Origin of the sequence: Bacillus sp. FSL R5-0434 (genome assembly GCF_038004745.1) — a bacterium.
Taxonomy (GTDB): Bacteria; Bacillota; Bacilli; order Bacillales; family Bacillaceae; genus Bacillus; species Bacillus halotolerans.
In genome coordinates, this window is record NZ_JBBORV010000001.1 from 838073 (window position 1) to 862253 (window position 24181).

Annotated in this window: 25 protein-coding genes; 18 read left to right on the plus strand and 7 right to left on the minus strand. The window is 46.3% G+C overall.

The annotated features are described in order from the left end of the window. Nucleotides 1–201: 201 nt before the first annotated feature. A complete protein-coding gene (locus tag NYE43_RS04235; RefSeq protein ID WP_059336024.1) occupies nucleotides 202–720 on the plus strand; it encodes a type 1 glutamine amidotransferase domain-containing protein in 519 nt (172 codons plus the stop codon). 34 nt (nucleotides 721–754) lie between these two features. Here NYE43_RS04235 and NYE43_RS04240 read toward each other — a convergent pair whose 3' ends face one another. Next, on the minus strand, nucleotides 755–1951 hold the full coding sequence (locus NYE43_RS04240; RefSeq protein ID WP_216394933.1) for an MFS transporter: 1197 nt from the start codon (nucleotides 1949–1951) through the stop codon (nucleotides 755–757). 163 nt (nucleotides 1952–2114) lie between these two features. After that, nucleotides 2115–2330 carry a DUF1128 domain-containing protein gene (locus NYE43_RS04245; RefSeq protein ID WP_010333391.1) on the minus strand — a complete coding sequence of 72 codons (216 nt, stop codon included), beginning with the start codon at nucleotides 2328–2330 and terminating at the stop codon, nucleotides 2115–2117. A gap of 201 nt (nucleotides 2331–2531) precedes the next feature. Between NYE43_RS04245 and NYE43_RS04250 the strand changes: the two genes are divergently transcribed. Genes NYE43_RS04250 through NYE43_RS04260 form a run of 3 tightly spaced genes read left to right on the plus strand, consistent with a single transcriptional unit; the run spans nucleotide 2532 to nucleotide 4195 of the window. Next, entirely contained in the window at nucleotides 2532–3002 is a 471-nt protein-coding gene (locus NYE43_RS04250; protein ID WP_024120584.1) for a low molecular weight protein-tyrosine-phosphatase, read from the plus strand. Nucleotides 3003–3020: 18 nt separating this feature from the next. Next, complete coding sequence (locus NYE43_RS04255; protein ID WP_095714626.1) at nucleotides 3021–3344, plus strand: hypothetical protein; 324 nt, start codon at nucleotides 3021–3023, stop codon at nucleotides 3342–3344. 23 nt (nucleotides 3345–3367) lie between these two features. Next, the gene (locus NYE43_RS04260) at nucleotides 3368–4195 is read left to right on the plus strand and encodes a YihY family inner membrane protein (protein ID WP_024120586.1); all 828 of its coding nucleotides are present in this window, start codon (nucleotides 3368–3370) and stop codon (nucleotides 4193–4195) included. A 198-nt stretch (nucleotides 4196–4393) separates the two neighbouring features. On the opposite strand, the gene NYE43_RS04265 is transcribed toward NYE43_RS04260, so the two are convergent. Next, nucleotides 4394–5569 (minus strand): MFS transporter, encoded by a 1176-nt coding sequence (locus NYE43_RS04265; protein ID WP_101860293.1) that lies wholly within the window; start codon nucleotides 5567–5569, stop codon nucleotides 4394–4396. A 167-nt stretch (nucleotides 5570–5736) separates the two neighbouring features. Between NYE43_RS04265 and cax the strand changes: the two genes are divergently transcribed. Continuing rightward, nucleotides 5737–6792: a calcium/proton exchanger gene (gene cax, locus NYE43_RS04270; protein ID WP_024120588.1), complete on the plus strand. Its 1056-nt coding sequence runs from the start codon at nucleotides 5737–5739 to the stop codon at nucleotides 6790–6792. Between the two features lie 70 nt (nucleotides 6793–6862). Then, nucleotides 6863–7657, plus strand: coding sequence for a YfkD famly protein (locus NYE43_RS04275; RefSeq protein WP_081638251.1), 795 nt, complete (start codon nucleotides 6863–6865; stop codon nucleotides 7655–7657). A gap of 35 nt (nucleotides 7658–7692) precedes the next feature. On the opposite strand, the gene mscC is transcribed toward NYE43_RS04275, so the two are convergent. After that, a complete protein-coding gene (gene mscC / locus NYE43_RS04280) occupies nucleotides 7693–8535 on the minus strand; it encodes a mechanosensitive ion channel protein MscC (RefSeq protein ID WP_083504394.1) in 843 nt (280 codons plus the stop codon). Next, complete coding sequence (gene yfkAB, locus NYE43_RS04285; protein ID WP_059291645.1) at nucleotides 8536–9657, minus strand: radical SAM/CxCxxxxC motif protein YfkAB; 1122 nt, start codon at nucleotides 9655–9657, stop codon at nucleotides 8536–8538. A gap of 145 nt (nucleotides 9658–9802) precedes the next feature. Between yfkAB and NYE43_RS04290 the strand changes: the two genes are divergently transcribed. Both NYE43_RS04290 and pdaA read left to right on the plus strand, forming a co-directional pair. Beyond that, nucleotides 9803–9988, plus strand: a complete 186-nt coding sequence (locus NYE43_RS04290) for an SE1561 family protein (RefSeq protein WP_010333401.1) — start codon at nucleotides 9803–9805, stop codon at nucleotides 9986–9988. A gap of 99 nt (nucleotides 9989–10087) precedes the next feature. Then, a complete protein-coding gene (gene pdaA / locus NYE43_RS04295; protein ID WP_024120592.1) occupies nucleotides 10088–10879 on the plus strand; it encodes a delta-lactam-biosynthetic de-N-acetylase in 792 nt (263 codons plus the stop codon). A gap of 34 nt (nucleotides 10880–10913) precedes the next feature. Here the strand turns inward: pdaA and NYE43_RS04300 are convergent, their stop codons facing one another. Then, nucleotides 10914–11777 carry an NAD(P)-dependent oxidoreductase gene (locus NYE43_RS04300; protein ID WP_101860298.1) on the minus strand — a complete coding sequence of 288 codons (864 nt, stop codon included), beginning with the start codon at nucleotides 11775–11777 and terminating at the stop codon, nucleotides 10914–10916. A gap of 99 nt (nucleotides 11778–11876) precedes the next feature. After that, nucleotides 11877–12836: a magnesium/cobalt transporter CorA gene (corA, locus tag NYE43_RS04305; protein WP_095714621.1), complete on the minus strand. Its 960-nt coding sequence runs from the start codon at nucleotides 12834–12836 to the stop codon at nucleotides 11877–11879. 118 nt (nucleotides 12837–12954) lie between these two features. Here corA and NYE43_RS04310 point away from each other — a divergent pair, with 118 nt between their 5' ends. The 10 genes from NYE43_RS04310 (at nucleotide 12955) to acoA (ending at nucleotide 24181) form a co-directional block, all read left to right on the plus strand. Continuing rightward, entirely contained in the window at nucleotides 12955–13818 is an 864-nt protein-coding gene (locus NYE43_RS04310) for a DNA-3-methyladenine glycosylase family protein (RefSeq protein WP_268545108.1), read from the plus strand. A 112-nt stretch (nucleotides 13819–13930) separates the two neighbouring features. Beyond that, complete coding sequence (gene rlmD, locus NYE43_RS04315) at nucleotides 13931–15331, plus strand: 23S rRNA (uracil(1939)-C(5))-methyltransferase RlmD (RefSeq protein ID WP_198097879.1); 1401 nt, start codon at nucleotides 13931–13933, stop codon at nucleotides 15329–15331. A gap of 339 nt (nucleotides 15332–15670) precedes the next feature. Then, on the plus strand, nucleotides 15671–16657 hold the full coding sequence (locus NYE43_RS04320) for a tRNA dihydrouridine synthase (RefSeq protein ID WP_127695670.1): 987 nt from the start codon (nucleotides 15671–15673) through the stop codon (nucleotides 16655–16657). 235 nt (nucleotides 16658–16892) lie between these two features. Beyond that, the gene (locus NYE43_RS04325) at nucleotides 16893–18077 is read left to right on the plus strand and encodes a M20 metallopeptidase family protein (RefSeq protein WP_341061050.1); all 1185 of its coding nucleotides are present in this window, start codon (nucleotides 16893–16895) and stop codon (nucleotides 18075–18077) included. 21 nt (nucleotides 18078–18098) lie between these two features. Next, nucleotides 18099–19634, plus strand: a complete 1536-nt coding sequence (locus NYE43_RS04330; RefSeq protein WP_341061052.1) for an AbgT family transporter — start codon at nucleotides 18099–18101, stop codon at nucleotides 19632–19634. Between the two features lie 23 nt (nucleotides 19635–19657). Next, nucleotides 19658–20914, plus strand: coding sequence for an amidohydrolase (locus tag NYE43_RS04335; protein WP_341061054.1), 1257 nt, complete (start codon nucleotides 19658–19660; stop codon nucleotides 20912–20914). Between the two features lie 108 nt (nucleotides 20915–21022). Continuing rightward, nucleotides 21023–21778 carry a hypothetical protein gene (locus NYE43_RS04340; protein ID WP_341061056.1) on the plus strand — a complete coding sequence of 252 codons (756 nt, stop codon included), beginning with the start codon at nucleotides 21023–21025 and terminating at the stop codon, nucleotides 21776–21778. After that, nucleotides 21775–22227 carry a DUF6884 domain-containing protein gene (locus NYE43_RS04345; protein WP_024120602.1) on the plus strand — a complete coding sequence of 151 codons (453 nt, stop codon included), beginning with the start codon at nucleotides 21775–21777 and terminating at the stop codon, nucleotides 22225–22227. The genes NYE43_RS04340 and NYE43_RS04345 overlap by 4 nt, the downstream gene beginning before the upstream one ends. Before the next feature lie 29 nt (nucleotides 22228–22256). Continuing rightward, a complete protein-coding gene (locus NYE43_RS04350) occupies nucleotides 22257–22946 on the plus strand; it encodes a YfjL-like protein (protein ID WP_341061057.1) in 690 nt (229 codons plus the stop codon). Between the two features lie 233 nt (nucleotides 22947–23179). Then, entirely contained in the window at nucleotides 23180–24181 is a 1002-nt protein-coding gene (gene acoA / locus NYE43_RS04355) for an acetoin:2,6-dichlorophenolindophenol oxidoreductase subunit alpha (RefSeq protein ID WP_341061058.1), read from the plus strand.

Here is a 24181-nt window from a genome sequence, read left to right on the forward strand (position 1 = left end):
ATTGTAAGAATATTTTGTAAGCATTTGTAGATGTTTCTTTATGATTATTGTAAAAGGGAGAAAAATAAGTATTATGTATCATCTTTGGGTGATGTGAATTGGGTCATTATGCTTATCGTTTGTCAGCTCTGCAAAATGTTTATTATATTGTGGCTGGGGTAGAGTGTTTTATGTAGACATATTAGGGGGAGGTTATCAATCATGGGTAAAAAAATCGCAGTTGTGCTGACAGATTATTTCGAAGACAGCGAGTATACTGAACCAGCAAAAGCATTTAAAGAAGCGGGGCATGAGCTGACCGTTATTGAAAATGAAAAAGGGAAAACCGTAAAAGGCAAGCAGGGAAATGCGCAAGTCACAGTCGATGCGTCCATTGATGACGTAAACCCTTCCGACTTTGACGCACTTTTAATTCCGGGAGGTTTTTCACCTGACCAGCTTCGTGCCGATGAGCGTTTCGTCCAGTTTACAAAAGCGTTTATGACGGACAAAAAGCCGGTATTTGCGATTTGTCACGGCCCGCAGCTGCTGATTACTGCTAAAGCGCTGGAAGGCAGAAAAGCGACAGGCTATACGTCCATTCGTGTAGATATGGAATACGCTGGGGCCGATGTCGTTGACCAGGAAGTCGTGGTTTGCCAAAATCAATTGGTCACCAGCCGCACGCCGGATGACATTCCTGCATTTAACCGCGAATCTTTGGCACTGCTTGAAAAATAACAAAAACGGACGCCCTGCGGGGACGTCCGTTTTTTCATGATAGCTTGGAACCTGCGGTCAGTTTATTGTATCTGTAATACAAAAAGGCAGCAGCTGCTGTTCCGATGACGGCAATGCCGAAGTCGAACATAAAGATATGGGCTATGCCTCCCGCTTTTGCGATGAGCCCGGTGGCAATCGGCAGCAGAATCGACGCAATACTTGAAGCTGTCGCAACAATTCCGGTGACAGTGCCTTTGCGGTTCCAGAAAAGCTCTGTCATTAATGTAACGGTAATTTGAAACACACCCGCGGTTGAAAATCCTAAGAAAAAGGCTGTGATGTCCAGTACAGCTGGGACGTGAACTGTCAGCATAACGGCAAGCGTACATAATGTAATAATCGGATACAGCAGCGTAACCATCACCGGTTTTACCCATCTGTTCAGCAGAAGGGCTAATAATAAAACAGATACCAAAGCGCCTATACTATAGTAGCTCAGCAATTGTACGGAAGCTGATTCAGCTAACCCTGCAGCCTTTTGGGCGAAGCTTGGAAGCCAGATTTGAGAGACTGTGAATAAAGCGGTTGATGTAAAACCAATGATAATCAGCGCGGCGCCTTCTTTCTTCATGTCGGGTTCAGATAAGAAAGCAGGAGATCCCTGTTGCCCGGTGCTGATGGGTTGTTTCTGTTTTTTTGGCAGCGAAACCGCTGATAAGCAAAGGATGTTCAGCACATAGACAGCTGCCGGCAAATAAAATGCATATCCGTAGAATAGGCTATGGTCTGCCAAAACTGTAATCAGGAGCGGCAAAAGAGCGGCCCCGAGAGACATAAAAGCTTTTACCAAGACATTCGCCGAGCTGGGAGCAGTTGGGAAGAGCTCCGTTAAAGCCGGATATGTTCCTGCGTCCATGGCCGAATTTGCGACTCCGGCTAATAAAGCAAACACAAACGCAAGTTCATAACTCGGTGATAATGGAATACCGATTAAAAAGACAGCCATCATTCCGGCGGAAGCCACAATGAGCGGTTTTCTGCCTATTTTATCTGATAAAACGCCAGATATTCCGTATGTCAGCAGCTTGCCGAATCCGATAGCCGCAATCACATAACTGATGCCTGTCGGGTCGGTATTCCACTGTTTCGTTAAGGAGGACATGTTGGATGCGAGAATGATATTGACCATTCCGAGCAAGAAGTAGTTGATGTACATTCCGGTTGCTGTTTTGACGTATTTCGTTTTCATTCTAGTACTCCTTCAAAATCTTATTCGGCCATTTGCTGTATTCGCCGGTCTCAGGAAGCGCGGCGCCTTGCTGCCGCGTCTTTCCGGCTCCCTAATAAACGAAAGCAAAAAGAATCATCTTCATCAATAAGAAAAAAGGCTTGCCGGATGCCGGCAAGCCCCATTATTTTCGAAGTGATGCAAGTTCTTGAGCGATCGCCTGCATTTCGCTCGGGCTGAATGCTTCTTTTTTCATCACCATTTTATGAAGGTAGGTGAGGTCCTCTATTTTTTCGTCGCTGAAGTCTTCTGCTTTGATAACCCCGACATTCAGCATGTTCAGTTTTTGTGAAATCTCTTCAATCATTTGAGTTAATGTTTCTGTATTTTGGCTGGACAAATGATTACATCCTTTCTTTCGCGTCATTTGGTATGTTTTATTCTAACAGAATTCCATCAGAAAAAAACCCTATTCTCATTTCGTCCATTTATTTCAAAAAAGTGGTGACATCAGTTGAAAAGTGATTGAACATCCTACTAAGATAGCGGTAAAGGTTTCTTTTTAGAGAAATATGGGCAAAGAATAGGGAGGTTGCACAACATGATCAGCGTATTATTTGTTTGCTTGGGAAACATTTGCCGGTCTCCAATGGCGGAAGCGATATTTCGGGACTTGGCAGCAACAAAAGGATTAGAGGGGAAAATCAGAACAGACTCAGCCGGCATCGGCGGCTGGCACATCGGCAATCCTCCGCATGAAGGAACGCAGGAGATATTGCGCAGAGAAGGAATCAGCTTTGAAGGCATGCTGGCGCGCCAGGTGCGCGAACAGGATTTAACCGATTTTGATTACATCATTGCGATGGATGCAGAAAATATCGGAAGCCTGAGAAGCATGGCGGGTTTTAAAAAAGCCGCACAGATCAAGAGGCTGCTTGACTACGTTGATGATTCAGATCTTGCGGACGTTCCCGACCCTTACTACACTGGGAACTTTGACGAGGTCTATCAATTGATCAGATCAGGCTGTGAGCATCTGCTTGCATCCATTCAAGAAGAAAAACAATTGTGAGGGAAAGGAGAGTTCATCATGAACAATGAACGCTGGTTGCTGAAAGGTGTCATTCTCGGAGCTGCGGCAGGTGCGGCGCTATCCTTGCTCCATAAGCCGACGAGACAGGCCTGCGGCATGAGATGGATGACGTGCAAGCATAAAATGTCTCTGTACAAAAACAATCCTGAACTATTGAAAAACAATGTCATGACAAAAATTGATGAAGCAAAACAGCTGGCCCAGACGCTGTCAGATGAAGTCGGCTTCGTTAATCAGCAAGTCAAAGAGCTGAAGAAAACAACGCCGAAAGTGATGGAGCTGGTACAGGAAACAAAGGAACATTTTACAAAAGATAAATGATCAAACATTCGAGGTGAGACGACATGAACTTTCTGAAAGAGCTGTTCGGCAGATACACCCTTCATGAGGGGCAAAGCAAATCTGCGGAGCTGGCGTATTTTTTTCTGTTATCGCTGTTTCCGTTTTTGATTTTTATGCTGACGCTCACCGCGTATCTTCCGATTTCTACAGATGACGTGCTGGGGGTTGTAAAACAATACGCTCCTGGAAGTGCGATGTCCCTCGTTGAATCCATTACCCACCAAACATTAAATGACCGAAACGGCGGATTGCTGTCATTCGGGATCATCGCGGCGTTATGGTCTGCGTCTAATGGAATGAATGCCATCGTCAGATCGTTAAACCACGCGTATGAAGTGGAGGAAAACCGCTCTTTTATCATTGTACGTCTAACCTCAATTTTTCTGACGATCGCCATGGTGTTTACCATTTTAGTTGCCTTGCTTCTGCCGGTATTCGGCCGGCAGATCGGAATGCTTGCTGCGGACTTTGTCGGCGCTTCGGACCTGTTTTTATCCATCTGGACTGCGATCCGCTGGGGAGTCAGCCCGCTTGTGCTGCTGATTGTTTTTTCCGCTTTGTACGTCATCGCGCCTAACAAAAAGCTGTCGCTTCGCTTTGTAATGCCGGGTGCGCTGTTTGCGGCCATCGGCTGGATTGTCGTCAGCACCCTGTTTTCGTTTTACGTCAGTACATTTGCGAACTATAGCGCCACATACGGAAGCATTGGGGGGATCATCGTCCTGATGATCTGGTTTTACTTAAGCGGGATTTTAATTATTTTAGGGGGAGAAATCAACGCGCTTTTACATAAACGTAAAAAGCTTCCTGATGAAAATCCCTACAATTAGCGCACCCTATAAAGGAACTTCAGTTCAAAAATGATCCGGGGGGCAAAACGTGATGACAAAGCATACGAAAAAAGGCGGAAGCCATAACAAACAGAACTCAAAGAGCAAATCGAGTCATAAAACAAGCGGAAGTGCCAACGGACAAAACGGCTATCATTAGAACAAAAGCCTCCTGACTTTGTGTCAGGAGGCTTTTTCTTATGAAGAGGAAGAATAGGTCTCAGCAGCTGGCCAGATTTTCGGTTTGCCTAAAGCGATAGCGAGCCAGACAGCGGCCAGAATGAGGGTAATCAAATAAAACAAGTTAGCGCTTTCGAAGGTCTGCATATACCAGCCGCCTGCAATCGGCCCGAAAATGCTGCCGAGACTGAATGAAATGCCGCAAAGCAAATTCCCCGCCGGAAGCAGGTGGGACGGAAGAAGGTCTGTCATAAAGCTGATGCCGAGTGTAAAGGTTGACCCGACTGCCATGCCCGCAATAAAGAAGCAGCAGCCGATCACGTAAGGAAAAGGGAACACGCCTGCGATGAGAAAGCAAAAGGCCCCCGTCAGCAAAATCACAAGCAGCACATTCCGTCTTCCGTATTTATCGCTGAGAATGCCGAGCGGGAATTGAAAAATAATGCTTCCGATCGCAAATGCAGGAAGAATCAAAGCGACGGCGTCCACAGATAAACCCAGACGCAGCGCATACACAGGAAAGCTGCCGTTTAATGCAGTCTCCAGAAATCCGTACCCGAACGTAGGCATAAACGCCACCCATGCAAACAGCATAGCCTGGTAAAAGCGTCTGAAACTATTGTCTGATTTGGTTTCGTGAGGGCTGGTTTCCGGGTATGCATTTTGTAGCAAGAAAACAAAAAGCCACGCAAGCAAACTGATGCAGCCTGACACGATAAAAGGCAGTGCCGGACTCAGCTTAACAAACGGGACCATAAACGGGCCCGCAGCAAAACCAAGACCAAAGGAGAGTCCGTAAATGGAAAGATTTCTCCCGCGGTTTTGCTTTGACGACATGGAGGTCACCCACGTTTGCGTAGAAAAGTGAAGCATATGGTCGCCGATCCCGATGAAAAGACGAAGCAGGAACCACATCCAAACCGACTGAAGCCAAATGAACCCGAACAAGCTTAAAATGACGATGCTTCCGCCAATGACGATCAGCGGTTTGAAACCCAGTTTTCTAAGCGGGGCCTCCATAAACGGAGAAGCCAATAGCACTCCGATGTAGAGTCCAGTCGCATGCAGGCCGTTAATCGCCGCTGATTCACCATTTGTTTCAAAGATAATCGAGATGACGGGCAGCAGCATGCCTTGTGAAAAACCGGATATGGAAACGAGCAAAACCAGAATAGAAAAATGCATTCGTGACATCGTGTCTGTTCTCCTTTGTGAGATCTATGTTGATCGTACACCGATTTCCAAAAGCCGGCAACCTGAAAAAAGCCTATATCGCGCGCAAACATTTGACCTCGTGTAATCATGATGATTTTTGTGAAGAATAAAAATAAAACAAGTCATACAAAAGGAGTCAATTCACTATGAATCGTATCTTTTTTATATTAGTGGCGGCTGGTGTTCCGCTTTCTGTTATCGGCAGTTTGATGCATTGGCCTTCTGCCATTCTCTTTGCAGTCTATTGTGTAACAATTATTGCTCTGGCAAGCTATATGGGAAGAGCGACAGAATCGCTGTCCATTATTGCCGGGCCGCGGATCGGCGGTTTGTTGAACGCCACCTTCGGAAATGCGGTTGAGCTGATTATTTCGCTATTTGCATTAAAGGAAGGCCTTACAGGAATCGTGCTTGCCTCTTTAACAGGTTCAGTGCTGGGAAATCTCCTGCTGGTTGCGGGCTTATCGTTTTTTGTCGGCGGTTTAAAATACAAGCGGCAGGAGTTTAATATCCATGATGCACGCCATAATTCAGGGCTTTTGATTTTCGCCATTATTGTGGCTTTCGTAATTCCTGAGGTGTTTTCGGTTGGAATGGGGGATACAAGCAAGCTTAATTTAAGCATCGGGATCAGCATCATTTTGATTCTGTTATATGTGGCGGCTCTGTACTTTAAGCTTGTCACGCACCGCGGTGTATATCAGCCGAACAATGCTGTCCAGCCTGAGGAAGAGGAGCAGCCGGAATGGTCAGGGAAGGTTGCCACGATTGTTTTGTTTGCAGCAACAATTGTCGTGGCGTACATATCCGAAAACCTGGTGCACACATTCCACTCGGTTGCTGAACAGTTCGGCTGGAGCGAGCTGTTTATCGGGGTCATCATCGTTGCGATTGTCGGTAATGCGGCGGAACACGCGTCAGCCATCATTATGGCCTATAAAAATAAAATGGATATTGCAGTTGAAATTGCAGTCGGTTCGACGCTGCAGATTGCTATGTTTGTCGCACCGGTTCTTGTGATCTGTTCCATCTTTTTCCCGGTAAGCATGCCGCTTGTGTTTACACTGCCGGAGCTTGTCGCGATGGTGTCTTCCGTTCTCTTGATGATTGCCATTTCGAATGATGGTGATTCCAACTGGTTTGAAGGTGCCACGCTGCTAGCGGCTTATGTCATTATGGCGATCGGCTTTTTCCTTCTTTAACCTGAAAAAATGATGGATAACAACAAAGCGGGATGAAAAGACTAAGGGAAAATGCGATAGAAAGAGTGATATGATGAAAAAGCTATTTCATTCCACACTTATTGTGTTGTTATTCTTTAGTTTTTTCGGCGTTCAGCCCATCCACGCGAAGAAGCAGTTTAAGGTGCCAAATTCTGTAGCAAGCATTTCGAAAGAAAACACGTATCCGAATGCTTCACAGGACCAGCCGATGCTTCAGCCGAGCAAGCTGGCTAAGGAACTGCTGAGTTCATCAGAGGTACAGATCGAAAATCCGCACCTTATCAAAATGCTGAACGAGTCTACGGTCTCTGGCACACCGCTTGCGGTCGGCTACCGGGCCACAATATTTCTCGGGAAATGGGCGCTTGGATATGAATCCAATGAAACAGTCGCCAACTGGGAATATAAAAAAATCAATACAAACCGCGCGGATAACCGCGGCGGAAAACAAACGGCTGAAATGCATTATGCCCAAGAGCAGCAATATAGAGTAACGGGCGGCCTGACAGCAAAAGTTCCAAACACGGAAGATGTCAAAAGCATGATGATGCTGAAGGCGATGAAAAAAACAAATCTTCCGCTTGCATTTGAAACGGTCATCGGAGCGGGAACAAAACGAGACCAAATTTATAAAGTCGCTCCGAAAAAACTCGGTTATTTAAACGCATATGCTCCGGCTGTGAATGAAAAAGGGAAAGTGACTTACGGAGAAGTCTATTTAGTGCTCAAAGGCAATAAACGAAAACTTGTTGTGAAAAATGTCACGTCACAGGGAATCGGCGCGTGGATTCCGGTTCAAGACCATGTCACGTTTAGCTTCCAGCTTTCCTCACAGCCGAGATAAATAAAAAACTGATTCCTATAATGGAATCAGTTTTTTTATTGGGTTCTTTCAATTCTTACAGCTTCCTCAAGCATTTGCACATTGTTTTGGTACAGCTGGCGAACGAGAACCCGTCTGGCGGCAAGGCTGGCGCTGAAATAATCTTCATCCCGGACCATGCCCTTTACGGTAAATTCCACTCCGCGGTTGATTTTATTCAAAGCGGTGATGCCGTGTATTTGAAAAGGTTCTGTCGGGTTTCCGAATTCATCCCGCTTCAGTGAATCGCGAAGCTCTTCATTCAGCATGTCGCACGCTTCCTCCAGCACACTGTATACACGATCTGGATCTTCTTTAAAGCTGATGAGAAAGGATTCGGTAATCCGCATAAAATCAATATTATAATTTTCTATTTGTCTGACCTCGCCGTTGCTGATGGTGAGAAGCTTTCCGCTCCATTCACGGATTTGCAGCGAGCGCAGGCCGATTTCTTCGACGGTGCCGTTAAATAAATTGTTTACCGTCACATAATCGCCTTTATGAAGCTGGCGTTCATAAATTAAAAACACACCCGCCAGCACATCCTTAATCAGTGACTGGGCGCCAAAACCAATGACGATACCGGCTACGCCCGCCCCGGCTAAAATCTTGCCGAAATCATGCACAAATAAAGAAATAACATAAAAGATAAAACCGATCGTCGCCGTATATTGGGTGATAGAACGGACAAGGCTTTCAATGGTTTTCTCTTTTCTTTCTTCAATAAAGTCCGTCCGTTTAAAAAATAACTGCACCAATCGGTTAATGATAAAAACACCGATCCACAAAATGACGGCGACGAGGAGAATATCAACGATTTTATTCTGAAAAATCTCCGTAAGTGTTTCTTCCATCCGCATCTAACTCCTGGCTTGACGTTTTGAAAAATCTGTATCCTGGTAGTAGCTGTTTTTGACGAGAACGTTTGGTCCGAGGCACCGGACATTCGGGCAGTGGCAGTTCAGTTCTTTGGCCAGCTTTGTTTCTCTCCACTTTTGATAGGCGGAAGGCAGGCTGTCCGTCTGTATATTGCCGAGCGGCGGTGTATCGCCAAAGTCGGTCACAATAATATTCCCGTCAAAAATATTGACATTCAGGCGCGACCGGCCGTCAGGGTCATTTCTCACTGTCACGTTTTTCGCCGTGCGAAGCCGGCGAAGCAGCTCTTGATCCTCTTCATCAGGACTGCATGCGTAAAACGGCAGTGTGCCGAACAGCATCCATGTCTTTTCATCACGAATATCTAGCAAACGGTGAATCGCCTGTCTCATGTCCTTCAGGCTGAGAGATTCAAGGGCGCTCGCAAAATCACTCGGATACATCGGATGGATTTCATGACGCTGACATTTCATATCTTCTGTGATTTGGCGGTGAATATGCTCAATGTGCGGAAGTGTGCGTTTGTTCAGCATCGTTTCCGCTGATACCATCACTCCGGCATCCACTAGCTTGCGGCTGTTTTCGATCATTTTATCAAAATAGCGCGCGCGCTGCTCGAAGGTCGGTTTTCTGTCCATCATAGCAAAACCGATTTCCGCAAACTCTTCAACCGTTCCCCAGTTATGAGAAATATGTAACACATCAAGATACGGAATAATCCATTCGTATCGCTCGATATCGAGAGTCAGGTTTGAATTGATTTGGGTCCGCACCCCGCGCTCGTGGGCGTATTTCAATAACGGCACGACATATTCCTTTACAGATTTTAATGAAAGCATCGGCTCTCCGCCTGTAATACTGATGGATCTGAGGCGGGGAATTTCCTCCAGCCGTTTTAACAGAAGATCTATTGGCAGAGCATTCGGGTCTTTGGGCTGCAATGTATAGCCTACAGCGCAATGCTCGCATCTCATATTGCACAGTGTCGTCGTTGTAAATTCAACGTTCGTCAGCTGCATATCTCCATACTGGTCGACATCCATATAGGCTTCCCAAGGGTCGAACTCAGGTGTAATCGGACGCAGCTTCGTGTTTTGTGTCATGACTATCTAACTCCTTTATAAATGAGGCATACTAACGCTGCCAACAGTTAATTTTAGACCTGATTTGCCAAGATCGCAAGTAGCGGGGCGATTGAAAAACGGCAAAAAATGAGCTACCATAATAAAAAATGAATGGAGGCGCAGAATGGGGAACGCAGTAAACAATAAAGATCAGCAGCTTGATTATTTAAAGAACAGACTAGACATGTTTATGAACGTCATCGATTCATTAGACCCTGAAGCAACAGACGTTGAAGATATAGACAGGCTCATCGGCATGCTGGATGACCTGGAAGCCAAATATGAACGATTTAAAAAAGACTGGGAATAAAACCGCGCATGCCGCGGTTTTTTATATTGGCATAAAGCGTAAGTATAAAACAGGGCGCCTTTCTGTAAAATAAGAAAAAATGCAGAAGGAGCGCTGGCCATGAAGTGGATGTGTGCAATATGCTGCGCCGCCGTCCTGCTTGCAGCAGGAGCAAAACAGGCAGATGCGGTACCGAATGAGCCGATTAATTGGGGCTTTAAGCGAAGCGTTAATCATCAGCCGCCAGATGCGGGAAAACAGCTGAACAGCCTGATCAAAAAATATGACGCGTTTTATTTAGGCAATACAAAAGAAAAAACAATTTATTTAACATTTGATAACGGCTACGAAAATGGCTATACGCCAAAGGTGCTTGATGTCTTAAAAAAACATCACGTGACAGGAACGTTTTTTGTCACCGGGCATTTCGTGAAGGATCAGCCCGAGCTGATCAAACGGATGTCGGATGAAGGGCATATCATCGGCAACCACTCCTTTCACCATCCGGATCTGACGACAAAAACAGCAGACCAAATTCAGGACGAGCTTGATTCAGTCAACGAGGAAGTTTATAAGATCACGGGAAAGCAGGACAACCTATACTTACGGCCGCCGCGCGGCGTGTTCAGTGAATATGTGCTGAAAGAAACAAAACGCATGGGCTATCAAACCGTTTTCTGGTCCGTCGCTTTTGTCGACTGGAAAATCAATCATCAAAAAGGGAAAAAATACGCCTACGGCCACATGATCAAACAGGCGCATCCGGGTGCGATTTACCTGCTTCACACTGTCTCCAAGGACAATGCCGAGGCGCTGGACGATGCGATTACCGACCTGAAAAAACAAGGCTATACCTTTAAAAGCATTGATGACTTGATGTTTGAGAAAGAAATGAAGCTGCCGTCTTTGTAAACATGAAAGCCTCTCCGCAATGGAGAGGCTTTTACTATTTTTCTATGCATTTTATTAAAGCGGCCCAATCTAGGTTTCCAAGCCCTTTTTCAATACCGCTTTCAAAATGGCCTTTCGCCAGCTCGGCAAGAGGGAGGTTTGCAGAAACCTGCTCCGCGGCGGCGAGCGCCAGATTGGTGTCCTTCAACCCTAATGACATTTTAAAGCCCGCCGGCTCAAATGTTTGCTCGGCCATGATCGTTCCGTAATTTTGATATACAGGGGAGCCGAAAAGCGCGTTGGCGATCTCTAAAAATTGTTTTTGCTCTAATCCGTATTTCTCCATCAACAGGAATGATTCAGATAACGCCTCCAGCATGGATACGAGCAGGAAATTGATGCTGATTTTCGCTGCATTTGCTGTTTTGCTTTCTTCGCCGACGTCAAACACTTGCTGACTCAAGCTTTCGAGCAGAGGTTTTGCTGTTTTTTTTGCTTCCGCGGGTCCTGCCGCTATAATGCGAAGGGCGGCTTTTGCGGCTGCATCCGGCCTTCCCAGCACAGGAGCCGCAAGGAAGGATTGTCCTTTTTCTGCATGGGCGGCCGCGAGTTTTTCTGAGAACTCCACACTGATCGTGCTCATCGAAATGTGAATGCCATTCTCTGATAACCCTTCAATCAATCCGTCTTTGCCGAACGTCACGTTGCTGACAGAATTGTCATCGGAAAGCATTGTCACGACAATATCAGCGGTCTCGGCCGCCTGGCGCGGCGTTTCTGCCACTTGGGCGCCCTGGGATGCGAATTCCTCCGTCTTTTCTTTCGTCCGATTGTATACTGTCAAACGATAGCCTGCTTGAAGCACGTTCTGGGCAATGGGCTGTCCCATATTGCCGAGTCCGATCACAGCGATTTTCAATATGATCACTCCCTGAACATTTTTTTCATTATATACAAAATGAACAGGATATGCTGGAAATCGGCTTACCAAAATAAAAAGAACAGCTTCACGCTGTCCTCATTTAAAGATGTTGAACCATCCTTTATGTACAAACCATATCAGCATGCCGGCCACAAGAGCGGCCATCAGGCCAAGCACGGCGAAATATCCGTATTTCCAGTGAAGCTCCGGCATGTTGTCGAAGTTCATGCCGTAAACGCCGGCGATAAACGTGAGCGGGATAAAAATCGTAGACACGATGGTCAATGTCATCATAATCGCATTCATCCTGTTCGAATTCAGTGTCACGTAGCTGTCACGCAAATCGGACGTCATGTCGCGGTTAGATTCCACAATTTCTGAAAGCTTTAATAAATGATCGTAAATATCGCTGAAGTATGCCTTTGTTTCCCGCTGCTCCTTCACATGGTCAAGGCTTAAAATCCGATACAGCAAATCACGCATCGGAATAATGGTCCGCCTGAGATGCAATAGGTCAGTTCTGAGCTCAAACACCTCGCTCATCAGTGTCCCGTATGTTTTGTGGCTGCGGCTGTCTTCAATCTCATTCAGCCGGTCTTCTATTTTGTACACCAGAGGAAAATATTCATCAACAAGCTGATCCATGATCATGTAAGAAATATGCCCCGGCCCTTTTTTAAACATGTCCGGTGAAGCATATAATCGCTCCCGGACTTTGGCGATACCGGGCGTTTCGTGTAAATGAAAGGTGACGACAAATTTTTCGCCTTGAAAGATATCGACTTCCTCGGTCTCAAGTGTTTCCTGATTCAGCGCATGAAGCACGTAAAAGCGATAGCCATCGTAATGGTCAAGCTTCGGGCGCTGCATATGCTGAAAGCAATCTTCAATCGCAAGCGGATGAAAATGAAAAAAATCTCTCAATAACGCGGTTTCCGTTTCCTCCGGGCCGTAAAAATCAACCCAGTACCACGCAATATCCGGCTGTTCAACCCGTTCGATCGGTATATTTTTCAAAAGCTGATGCTGTGTTGTGATAGCGGTAATGTTGATCATAAACAACCCTCCACCTGCCATTATATCATGCAGCCTTTTTCAGAAAAGTATACAGTGTTTTCTACCGGTTTCCAGCGGCATGGTATACTGAACAAAAAACGGAAAAAGGGCTGATCATATGTGGAAAGAAAAAGTATCGGTCACACCGCCGTACCATTTTGACCGTGTGCTCGACAGGCTGTCGTTAGATCCTCTTAATGCAGTTGATTTGAAAGCGCGGGACATAAGAGTGCCGATCAGAAATAAGGCCGGTGACGTATGTATTGTGAAGGTGCAGGCGTTAGGCCATGCGGACGAGCCCGAGTTTCTCGTCAGCGGGGAAACAGAGCAGGAAGACATGATGAAGGAAATCAAACGGATTTTTCAATGGGAAAATGATTTGCAGCATGTCCTTGATCATTTCTCAAAAACGAATCTTTCCGCGATTTTTGAAGAGCATGCAGGCACGCCGCTGGTATTAGACTACAGCGTGTACAACTGTATCATGAAATGCATTGTGCACCAGCAGCTGAATCTATCTTTTGCGTACACCTTGACAGAACGGTTTGTCCATACGTTCGGCGAGCAGAAGGACGGCGTGTGGTGCTATCCGAAGCCGGAAACGATTGCGGCGCTGGATTATCAAGATCTCCGCGAGCTCCAATTCAGCATGAGAAAAGCGGAATACGCCATTGATACGTCGCGAATGATCGCCGAAGGCACGCTCGACTTGTCAGAGCTGCCCTTAATGACAGATGAAGACATCATGAAGAAACTGATCAAAATCAGAGGCATCGGCCCATGGACGGTACAAAACGTGCTGATGTTTGGGCTCGGACGTCCCAATTTATTCCCGCTGGCCGATATTGGACTGCAAAACGCGATCAAACGCCACTTCAATTTGGACGACAAACCGGCAAAGGATGTTATGCTCGCGATGAGCAGGGAGTGGGAGCCTTATTTGAGCTATGCGTCTTTGTATTTGTGGAGAAGTATAGAATAATTCGTCTCACAATGAAGGAAATCGTGCAAACGTGTTATACTAGAAAGATGTGAAAAAACATTTCACTTTCTGTTACTTGCAGAAAGCTATATATAGAAACGGAGAGAACAACGTGAACCAACAAAACAAAAAGGCGCCCGTCGAACTGAAAGTCGGACAGACCTTTCCGCTGACGATTAAACGTCTCGGGATTAACGGGGAAGGCGTCGGCTATTTCAAGAAAAAAGTCGTATTCGTGCCCGGCGCGCTTCCAGGTGAAGAGGTTGTCGTCCAAGCGACGAAAGTGCAGCCGAAGTTTTCGGAGGGACGGATCAAGAAGATTCGCAAGGCTTCGGAGCATCGGGTAGCACCGCCTTGCCCTGTCTACGAGCAGTGCGGCGGCTGTCAGCTTCAGCATCTTGCATACAGCCAGCAGCTTCGGGAAAAGCGCGACATCGTCATCCAGTCTCTGGAGCGCCATACGAAGTTCAAAGTCGAAAACATGGATATCAGAGAAACGGTCGGCATGGACAACCCATGGAACTATCGTAACAAAAGCCAATTCCAGATCGGACGCTCACAAAGCGGCAGCATCATTGCCGGCTTATACGGCCTTGATTCTCATGATATCGTGCCGATCAAAGACTGCATCGTCCAGCATCCGGCAACCAACAAAACAACAGGCATCGTCCGCCGCATTTTAGAGGACTTCAATGTGTCTGTTTATAATGAAAGAAAACGAAAAGGCGACGTTCGCACGATAGTGACGAGAGTCGGCTTTGAAACAGGCGAAGTGCAGGTCGTGCTTGTAACAGCAAAAGAAACGCTTCCGCACAAGGAAGAAATCGTCAAAGCGATCCAAAATCGCCTGCCTGAGGTGAAATCCATTATTCAAAATGTAAACGGAGCGAAAACCTCTGTTATTTTCGGTGAGAAATCAAAACCTCTCGCCGGACATACCGTGATTCAAGAGGTGCTTGGCGACGTATCTTTTGAATTGAGCGCCCGCGCCTTCTTCCAGCTCAATCCGGAGCAAACCGTCAAGCTGTATGATGAAGTGAAAAAAGCGGCGCAGCTGACCGGGAAAGAAAAAGTCGTTGACGCGTATTGCGGCGTCGGCACCATCGGCATGTGGGTGGCCGACGGAGCGAAGGAAGTCCGCGGCATGGACGTCATCAAAGAATCGATTGACGATGCCAAGAAAAATGCCAAAAAACACGGCATGACAAACGCCACGTACGTAACAGGAACAGCCGAGCACTGGCTCCCGAAATGGACGAAAGAAGGCTTCCGCCCGGACGTCGTCATCGTTGATCCGCCAAGAACCGGCTGTGACAGCACGTTCCTGGATACGATCAAAAAAGTCAAACCGAAACGCTTTGTCTACGTTTCCTGCAATCCATCCACACTTGCGAAGGATTTACAGGCGCTGTCGAAAGACTATCGCGTGGAATATATTCAGCCTGTCGATATGTTTCCGCAGACGGCTCACGTTGAAGCAGTGGCGCAGCTTGTATTGAAATCGTCTAACTAAAATAATCAATTCCTAATCAGATCTGGATTTCGGTAGAATGAACATTGCCGATTTCTGGGTCTTTTTCATGCGCAACCCACCCAAGCTATTGAAAGAAAATTTGCAGGAACATACACTGAAACTTGGATCATGTACCTGACCCTATGACTCAAACTGCTTTTCTAGTCGGTTTACTTTGTCACTTTTTATGTGTGACTAGTAAAGATTTAAATGTTCAAAATTTACTATCGTTTGATAAGAAGTGCTTAAGCATGCTATAAGTGTAAAAGAAGCATGGTCAGCTTTTTAATTTTGGGATAAAGGTGTAGCCGTATCCCATAATGAAAGGATTTGAATGTAATGACGATAGATAATTTCTGGCGTGAATTACCACGGCCATTTTTTGTACTGGCACCAATGGAAGATGTGACAGATGTTGTTTTCCGTCATGTAGTAAGTGAAGCAGGCAGGCCGGATGTGTTTTTTACAGAGTTTACAAACTCGGAGAGCTATTGTCACCCGGATGGGAAGGATAGTGTGCGCGGCCGTTTGACTTTTACAGAGGATGAACAGCCAATGGTAGCTCATATATGGGGAGACAAGCCTGAGAACTTTCGCCAAATGAGTATTGGTATGGCGGAACTAGGGTTTAAGGGTCTAGATATCAATATGGGCTGTCCTGTACCTAATGTTGCGGGAAATGGAAAGGGAAGCGGCCTTATTTGTCGTCCAGAGGTTGCAGCAGAACTAATACAAGCAGCAAAAGCAGGCGGATTGCCAGTAAGCGTGAAAACGAGACTTGGTTACACGGATATAGATGAATGGCGCGACTGGCTGACACACGTATTGAAACAGGACATTGCTAATCTTTCCATTCATTTGCGCACAAGAGCGGAAATGAGCAAAGTGGATGCGCATTGGGAACTCATCCCGGAGATTAAGAAACTTCGTGATGAGGTAGCGCCAGATACACTGTTGACGATCAATGGAGATATTCCTGACCGTCAAACTGGATTAAAACTTGCTGAACAATACGGTGTCGATGGAATTATGATAGGGCGCGGTATTTTTACAAATCCATTTGCCTTTGAAAAGGAGCCGAAAGAGCATAGCAGTAAGGAGTTGCTTGATCTCTTACGGCTGCATCTGGATCTTCATGATAAATATTCAGCATTAGAAGCGCGTCCATACAAGCCTCTTCCTCGCTTTTTCAAAATTTACCTCCGCGGATTCCGCGGAGCAAGTGAATTAAGAAACCAGTGCATGAACACTAAGTCAACAGATGAAGTGCGTGCATTGCTCGATGACTTTGAGAGTAAGTATCTTGATGGGGCGGAGCAACAGTAAACGTTTTCTAATTCGGTAAAAGCGAAGCAGGACGCTCTTTTTGTTTTATAAGTTAGTTATTTAGGAAATGTTTATTTTCACTGTACAAAAATACAACAGACGAAGAGGAATCTGTCAGATTTCCTCTTCTTTTTTGATTCAATAAGTCAGATTGTCTGACATTCCAATTGAACCAGCCCCATATAATCAATAAAGTAAATGCAAGAGTTTCTAAAACAGAATGGAGGCTGGAAGCATGATGAATGAATACGCCAGTATATATAAGAACGTGTTTGAATGGAGGAGACATCTTCATCAATACCCGGAGCTGTCCTTTCAAGAAGAAAAAACAGCTCAATTTGTATATGATACGCTCTCTTCTTTTGAAAATCTTGAGATCAGCCGCCCGACAAGGACAAGTGTCGTTGCCCGGCTGAGCGGTGCTCGGCCGGGCAAACGAATTGGGCTGCGCGCTGATATGGATGCGCTGCCGATTCAAGAGGAGCATGACAGTCATTTTCGCTCCCGCCATCCAGGTGTAATGCATGCGTGCGGGCATGATGGGCATACCGCCATACTGCTTGGGGCGGCTGAGATTTTGTCTCAGAAAAAGGATGAGCTTACCGGCGAAGTCTACTTTATTTTTCAGCATGCCGAGGAGGTTCATCCTGGCGGAGCGCAGGAAATGGTGAAGGCTGGTGTTGCGGACCATCTTGATCTATGCATAGCCATCCATCTGTTTTCTGCCATGCCTTTAGGAAAAATCGGACTGGCATCAGGCCCGGTCAAAGCTAACTCTGATCACTTTGATATCACGATTAAAGGAAAAGGCGGGCATGCCTCTCAGCCTGAACAGTGTATTGACCCGCTTGTGATTGCCTCACAAGTCATTACTCATTTGCAAAGCATTGCCTCAAGACATACAGATCCTGCCGAAAGACTGGTGCTGTCTGTTACCATGTGTCATGCGGGCTCCGCCTACAATGTGATCCCCGATACTGTGACGCTTGGAGGGACGGTAAGAACGTTTCGAAAGGAAGTCCGGGCAAATACGGAAGCGCTCATGGAAACCATTATAAAAGGCGTAACTGAAGCCCATGGCGCGTCGTATGATTTTGATTACCGCCATGGATACAAGTCTGTGGTAAACGATCCGAACGTAACCGAACTGGTCAGACAAGCAGCAGAGAATCTGTGGGGGAAGGATCAGGTATTTCCGTTAGCGCCAATGATGGGCGGAGAGGATTTCTCCGCGTTTTCTGAACGAGTGCCTAGCTGTTATATCGCTTTGGGAGCGGGAACCGGGGAGATGATCTATCCGCATCACCATCCTAAATTCACGTTCGATGAAAAAGCGTTATCAGCAGGTGTTGAATTATTTGTAAATTCAGTCTATTTCATTCTGCATTCCCGTGAATCGATTTCAATGAAGATCAACTAAAACCGATTATAGGAGGGCGCTATGGCTAAACATCTGCCGGAAGTCATGACCGCTGATTCTTTACAAAAAATCGAGCATAAAGGAATATTAAAGTGGATCGAAAAGATCGGAAACAAATTGCCTGATCCTTTTATGTTATTTATCTACTTATCGATGATCATCATTGCCATGTCTGTTTTGCTGGCAGGAAACGCAGTGACACATCCGGGAGACGGGAAAGAGGTAGCCGTTATGAGTTTGCTCAGCACCGAGGGCATTCACTGGATGCTGACGGAAGCGGTGAACAACTTTGTTCAATTTCCGCCTCTCGGACTTGTGCTCACGATGGTGCTCGGCATCGGGCTGGCGGAACGCGTCGGTTTGATCGAGGCTGTGCTGCAAAAGATGATGGCGCATGTTCCGAAAGCGATCATCAGCTATTCCGTCGTATTTGTCGGGATTTTAGGGAATCTGGCGTCTGATGCGGCATGGGTCATTATCCCGCCGGTTGGCGCCCTGATCTTCATGGCAGCCGGGCGTCATCCGCTTGCCGGCTTTGCGGCCGCTGCGGCAGGTGTAGGGTCAGGATTTACGGCCAATCTAATGATCGCCGGGACAGACGCGCTTCTTTCCGGCATTACCACACAGGTCGCACAAACCGTCGATAAAAATGCGCAGGTATCGGCTGTCGATAACTGGTTTTTCATGGCGGCCTCCGTATTTGTTTTAGCCTTTATCGGTGCATGGGTTACTGATAAAATCGTTGAACCCCGGCTTGGCAGCTACCGCGGAGAATACAAGCCTGAAATGGCGGCGTTGACGGGAAAAGAGATCAAAGCACTGAAGGCGGCCGGGGCAGCGGCTCTTTTATATGCTGGAGTCATTGCGTTATTAGTCGTTCCAGAGGGAGCGCTCCTGCGTGATCCTGAAAACCGATCAATTCTTTCCTCGCCTTTTCTGAAAGGCATCATCCCCATCATTCTGCTGTTCTTTATTACTGTATCGGTTGTCTATGGCATCGTGGCCGGACGCATTAAGGATCAGACAGACGTCCCGAGGATGATGGGAGATTCCATTAAAGGCATGTCAGGCTTTATTGTGCTTGTCTTTGTTATTTCACAGTTTATCGCTTTTTTCACGTGGAGCAATATGGGAATTTTTATGGCTGTAAAAGGAGCGGACTTTCTGGAATCCATCCATTTAACCGGGTTTCCTGTATTAATCGGATTTTCGTTGCTGACTTGTGTCGTCAGTCTGTTTATTACGAGCGGCTCTGCTTTATGGGCGTTGCTGGCCCCTGTGTTTATCCCGATGCTGATGCTGCTGGATTTTCATCCCGCGTTTATTCAAATTGCCTATCGGATTGCGGATTCCGCGACCAACACCATTACGCCGATGAATCCGTACTTGCCGATGCTGATGGCTTACTATAAGCGCTACAAATCAGATGCGGGCTTCGGAACTGTGATCTCAACCATGATTCCGTATACGGTTCTGTTCTTCTTGGCGTGGCTTCTCATGATGTTCATTTGGTACGCTTTCGGCTGGCCGATCGGACCGGGCGTTTATGCAAAATAAAAACGGCAAAGGGTGGGAGACATATGGATATGATTCAAATAAGACGAGATTTTCACCGGCATCCCGAACTGGGCTTCACAGAATTTCGCACAGCCGGAAAGGTTGTGGAAACTCTTCAAGCCCTGGGATATCACGTGACATATGGCAAGGACGCAATGGATGGCGAGGCCCGCAGAGGCGTTCCTTCAGAAAAAGAACTGAAGCGCGCTTTTGACCGTGCAATTGAAAATGGAGCCGATCCTGATATCATTGCGCCGATGAAAGGCGGATATACCGCTGTCATCGGAAGACTTGAAGGGAATACGCCGGGACCCGTCGTTGCGCTTCGTTTTGATATGGATGCACTTCCGATTACAGAAAGCGCAGATGCTGACCATGGTCCTCACGCCAAGGGCTTCCGTTCTGCATTTGAAGGAAATATGCACGCATGCGCCCATGACGGACATACCGCGATCGGGCTAGGCGTTGCTGAAGCGCTGGCACATCGAAACTTTGCAGGTACTCTGAAGCTGATTTTCCAGCCCGCTGAGGAGGGTGTCCGCGGAGCGTATGCCGTTACTGAGAAAGGCATGCTGGACGATGTTGATTATCTCCTCTGCCATCATCTGGGGACTAATGTGCCGCTTGGGGAAGTATACGGCGGTGCAGAAGGATTTCTGGCCACTACGAAAATGGCTGCTCATTTCCGGGGCGTCTCCTCACATGCAGGAGCGGCTCCTGAGCATGGCAGAAATGCTTTGCTAGGGGCGGCGACGGCGCTTTTAAATATACATGCCATTCCGCGTTTCAGCTCGGGCGATACCCGGATCAATGTCGGCGTGCTTGAAGGCGGAACAGCGGCCAATATCATCCCGCAGCACGCGAAAATGATCATTGAAATGCGGTCAGATTCAGAAGAGGTCAACCGCGATCTGGAAGAGCGGGTGAGAAAGATCATCGCCCACAGCGCAGCCATGCATGAGCTTGAACATGAGGTCGAAATCATCGGCGGAGCGATTCCGATCAAATGTGACGAGGAAATGGTTTCGACCGTGCTAGAAGCTGCTGGAGAGGTTGGCGGATTTTCCTCACTGCAAGGCATCCAGACCGGCTCAAGAGGAAGTGAAGACGCAAGCTATATGATCAAAAGAGTTCAGGAGCGGGGAGGAAAAGGGACATATATGATCATTGGCACCGACATCGCTGCCCCGCATCATCATGAAAAGTTCGATATCCAGGAAGATATTCTTCCGCGAAGCGTTCAGCTGCTGAAGCAAGCGGCATTGAAGCTGTTGAAGTAGAGGGGGAATCCCCTCTTTTTTTATGTCATTCGAAACGCTTTCCAAATAAAGGAGACGATTTGTTGGATTTATGGTACATTGATAGGTATGAAAAAAGAGGAGAATCAAATGAAGAGAATGCATTTTTATACAGGTATAGGTCTGCTGCTGATCGTGATTTCAGCCTATCCTATCTTTGTACTATTGAGAGAAAATATAATAGATCACAACGTAACAAATCGTTATGACATTCATTATGCATATCAAGACAAGCAAGGTTATGAACCTGCGATAGATACTCAAAATATCAACATATTTAATCATCATATTAGGATTATTGAGGCCAAAACAGGAAAACATGCGCCCCTGACAAGCTGGGATAAAGACGAAAACGTTCCTGCCGGAGAGATTGTTAACATACAGTATCAATTAGACGGCCGAGATCTCTCATCACCTTCTGAAGTATGGCTTTCTAATCGAGAAAGAGGAGGGAGATACTTTTCATGGCTTGAAATATTAACGGTAAAGGATCGAAAGACTGAACAAAATCTGGTTTACATTGTTCAGAGAATAACTGACGATCAAATAAGTCTTGAAAAAAGCAAATGGAAAATAATCAGGATTCATCAGGATGGGACTGTAAAGGAGAAGCTTCTAAGCTATTCTGATAGAAGCAAGGATCCATTGAGTGTAAAACTGCTCAATTTTTCATACGTTGGAGGAAATTCAATGGGGTATCATTCTGATATGTATGAAGTGATTCCCAATGTCATATTTCCTCTTTTGTATCCGTTGATTACGTTCGCCGTTGGTTGTGCGATCATGATCGGGATTTTAATCATTGTGATAGTCCAGAAGACAAAAGGAGTTCGAAAATCAATATGAAACGACTATGCATCATCCCCTGCGGCGCGAAAAAAATCTGGGATATTCAGCCTGATGCGGGGCCGACGAGGGCGGAAGACACTTACCTGAGCCCGTTTCATCAGGCGTGCGAGCGGTATGCAAAAGCTTTTTTTGACAAGTGGGTCATTTTGTCGGCGAAGCACGGGTTCCTGCGTCCTGATGACATCGTGCCGGAAAACTACGATGTGGCATTCGGGAGCGGTCATCCAGAGATTATGACAGAGGAGAAGTTAAGCCGTCAATATCGTGAAAAGGGTTTTCTTGAAAAAGAAGAGCTCGTCATGCTCGGCGGGAAAAAATATCGTAAAGTCCTGAGCACGGTCGTCGGAGATCATCAGCATATCAGCTGGCCGCTGGCACCGTACAAAGGCATTGGTTACATGCTTCAGGCACTGAACAGGGCGGTTGAAGAAAAACAAGAACTGTAATACGTACATAACCGGAAAAGGGTGTGAAAATGAAAAGAATGGTGTTTGGCTTCCTTGCCATTGCGGTATGTGGAAGCGGCTTTTATATCTATCATTTTTTATTCGGTGATCCATTTTCCAAAAATGCCGCAGAGCAAAAGCTCACATCATATGTGAAACAGACCTATCCTCAAAAAGAAATCAAGATCACGAATGGAGTTTATAACGCGAAAACCTCGGAATATGTGTTTCAAGCAAACACCCAATCTCAAAGCTACCAAATGTGCGCGATGGGGTTTCTCCATCCTAAGGTAACCTGCTATGGAATTGAAGAAGCCTATACCGAGTCTGTTGCAAAACATCTAAATCAAGAAGCATCAAAGGAAATCGAAACAGATTTGAAAAAAGCCGTTCCGCAACTTATAAAAGCCGAAGCAGATATCAGCGTTGAAAACGCCCAGTTCACATTAGAGACAAGCTGGAGCAAGCAATTGGCTGAAAGAGCGCCGCTAAGTTTGACGATACAGTTAGATGCAAGCGGAAAAACAAAAACAGATGCCGCGGCGATGGCGGAAACCGTCAGAAAAACGCTTAATCAAAAAGGGTATACATATTTCAGAGGCACGATAGACTGCATGCAGAAGGATGGGGACGGCGGCTTTGGTTATGTAAAATATTCAATTGATTTTACTCCTGAAATCGCCATACAGAAAAACGATGCAGAGGCATTAGGAAGTTGATAAGATTTCCGAGGAAATAAATATGTCGATCGACGTCAAAAGACCGGGCAAGTGCCCGGTCTTTTTTATTTGGAATAAAACGAGACACATGGTTTCATATCGAGACAAAATGAGACACCTGTCTCAAACTGTCTCATGGTATCAACATAGAAGACTGATTTTACAGGCATCCAATAGCTGGCACACTTCTTGCATTCATTAATGCGAACCCTAAATAGAAGGAGGCACACACAATGGAACTGTTAAAACGAGAAGGCTTGTCATTAACTGAGGAAAAAGCGCTGTGGATGTACCAAAAGATGCTGGAAATCAGGGGCTTTGAGGACAAAGTGCATGAACTGTTCGCAGAGGGAGTGCTTCCCGGATTCGTCCATTTGTATGCCGGTGAAGAAGCTGTAGCTGTAGGCGTGTGCGCTCACTTAGATGATGGCGACAGCATTACAAGCACACATAGAGGGCATGGCCATTGTATTGCCAAGGGCTGTGACCTGAACGGCATGATGGCGGAAATTTTCGGGAAAGCGACAGGGCTTTGTAAAGGCAAAGGCGGGTCGATGCACATTGCCGATCTCAATAAAGGTATGTTAGGGGCAAATGGAATCGTCGGGGGCGGATTTACGCTCGCATGCGGGTCAGCGCTCACGGCTAAATATAAACAGACCAATAATGTAAGCGTTTGCTTTTTCGGAGACGGAGCAAATAATCAAGGAACCTTCCATGAAGGCCTCAACTTAGCGGCTGTATGGAATCTTCCAGTTGTGTTTATCGCTGAAAACAACGGCTACGGCGAAGCCACGCCATTTGAGTACGCGTCAGCCTGTGATTCAATCGCTGATCGGGCAGCTGCCTATAACATGCCGGGAGTAACCGTGGATGGAAAAGATATTTTAGCAGTTTATCAGGCAGCGGAGGAAGCGATTGAACGAGCAAGAAACGGCGGAGGCCCGTCTTTGATTGAATGCATGACCTACCGAAACTACGGCCATTTCGAAGGAGATGCCCAAACCTATAAAACAAAGGATGAAAGAGTTGAGCACCTTGAAGAAAAGGATGCCATACAAGGTTTTAAAAACTATCTGTTAAAAGAGGGGGATGAAAAAAAACTGGCAGATATTGAACAAAGCGTCAAAGAATCGATTGAAAAAGCAGTCTCCTTCAGCGAAGACAGCCCATATCCGAAAGAATCAGAGCTGCTGGCAGATGTATATGTCTCATACGAAAAAGGAGGAATGTAA

Excerpts from the sequence above, each read along its gene's own strand:
- pdaA (WP_024120592.1), top strand. The coding sequence starts at position 10,088 with ATGAAGTGGATGTGTGCAATATGCTGCGCCGCCGTCCTGCTTGCAGCA.
- NYE43_RS04345 (WP_024120602.1), top strand. The coding sequence starts at position 21,775 with ATGAAACGACTATGCATCATCCCCTGCGGCGCGAAAAAAATCTGGGAT.
- NYE43_RS04255 (WP_095714626.1), top strand. The coding sequence starts at position 3,021 with ATGAACAATGAACGCTGGTTGCTGAAAGGTGTCATTCTCGGAGCTGCG.
- NYE43_RS04235 (WP_059336024.1), top strand. The coding sequence starts at position 202 with ATGGGTAAAAAAATCGCAGTTGTGCTGACAGATTATTTCGAAGACAGC.
- acoA (WP_341061058.1), top strand. The coding sequence starts at position 23,180 with ATGGAACTGTTAAAACGAGAAGGCTTGTCATTAACTGAGGAAAAAGCG.
- cax (WP_024120588.1), top strand. The coding sequence starts at position 5,737 with ATGAATCGTATCTTTTTTATATTAGTGGCGGCTGGTGTTCCGCTTTCT.
- NYE43_RS04290 (WP_010333401.1), top strand. The coding sequence starts at position 9,803 with ATGGGGAACGCAGTAAACAATAAAGATCAGCAGCTTGATTATTTAAAG.
- NYE43_RS04320 (WP_127695670.1), top strand. The coding sequence starts at position 15,671 with ATGACGATAGATAATTTCTGGCGTGAATTACCACGGCCATTTTTTGTA.
- NYE43_RS04310 (WP_268545108.1), top strand. The coding sequence starts at position 12,955 with ATGTGGAAAGAAAAAGTATCGGTCACACCGCCGTACCATTTTGACCGT.
- mscC (WP_083504394.1), bottom strand. The coding sequence starts at position 8,535 with ATGCGGATGGAAGAAACACTTACGGAGATTTTTCAGAATAAAATCGTT.
- NYE43_RS04260 (WP_024120586.1), top strand. The coding sequence starts at position 3,368 with ATGAACTTTCTGAAAGAGCTGTTCGGCAGATACACCCTTCATGAGGGG.
- NYE43_RS04330 (WP_341061052.1), top strand. The coding sequence starts at position 18,099 with ATGGCTAAACATCTGCCGGAAGTCATGACCGCTGATTCTTTACAAAAA.
- NYE43_RS04250 (WP_024120584.1), top strand. The coding sequence starts at position 2,532 with ATGATCAGCGTATTATTTGTTTGCTTGGGAAACATTTGCCGGTCTCCA.
- NYE43_RS04275 (WP_081638251.1), top strand. The coding sequence starts at position 6,863 with ATGATGAAAAAGCTATTTCATTCCACACTTATTGTGTTGTTATTCTTT.
- NYE43_RS04340 (WP_341061056.1), top strand. The coding sequence starts at position 21,023 with ATGAAGAGAATGCATTTTTATACAGGTATAGGTCTGCTGCTGATCGTG.
- corA (WP_095714621.1), bottom strand. The coding sequence starts at position 12,836 with ATGATCAACATTACCGCTATCACAACACAGCATCAGCTTTTGAAAAAT.
- NYE43_RS04335 (WP_341061054.1), top strand. The coding sequence starts at position 19,658 with ATGGATATGATTCAAATAAGACGAGATTTTCACCGGCATCCCGAACTG.
- NYE43_RS04350 (WP_341061057.1), top strand. The coding sequence starts at position 22,257 with ATGAAAAGAATGGTGTTTGGCTTCCTTGCCATTGCGGTATGTGGAAGC.
- yfkAB (WP_059291645.1), bottom strand. The coding sequence starts at position 9,657 with ATGACACAAAACACGAAGCTGCGTCCGATTACACCTGAGTTCGACCCT.
- NYE43_RS04325 (WP_341061050.1), top strand. The coding sequence starts at position 16,893 with ATGATGAATGAATACGCCAGTATATATAAGAACGTGTTTGAATGGAGG.
- NYE43_RS04240 (WP_216394933.1), bottom strand. The coding sequence starts at position 1,951 with ATGAAAACGAAATACGTCAAAACAGCAACCGGAATGTACATCAACTAC.
- NYE43_RS04265 (WP_101860293.1), bottom strand. The coding sequence starts at position 5,569 with ATGTCACGAATGCATTTTTCTATTCTGGTTTTGCTCGTTTCCATATCC.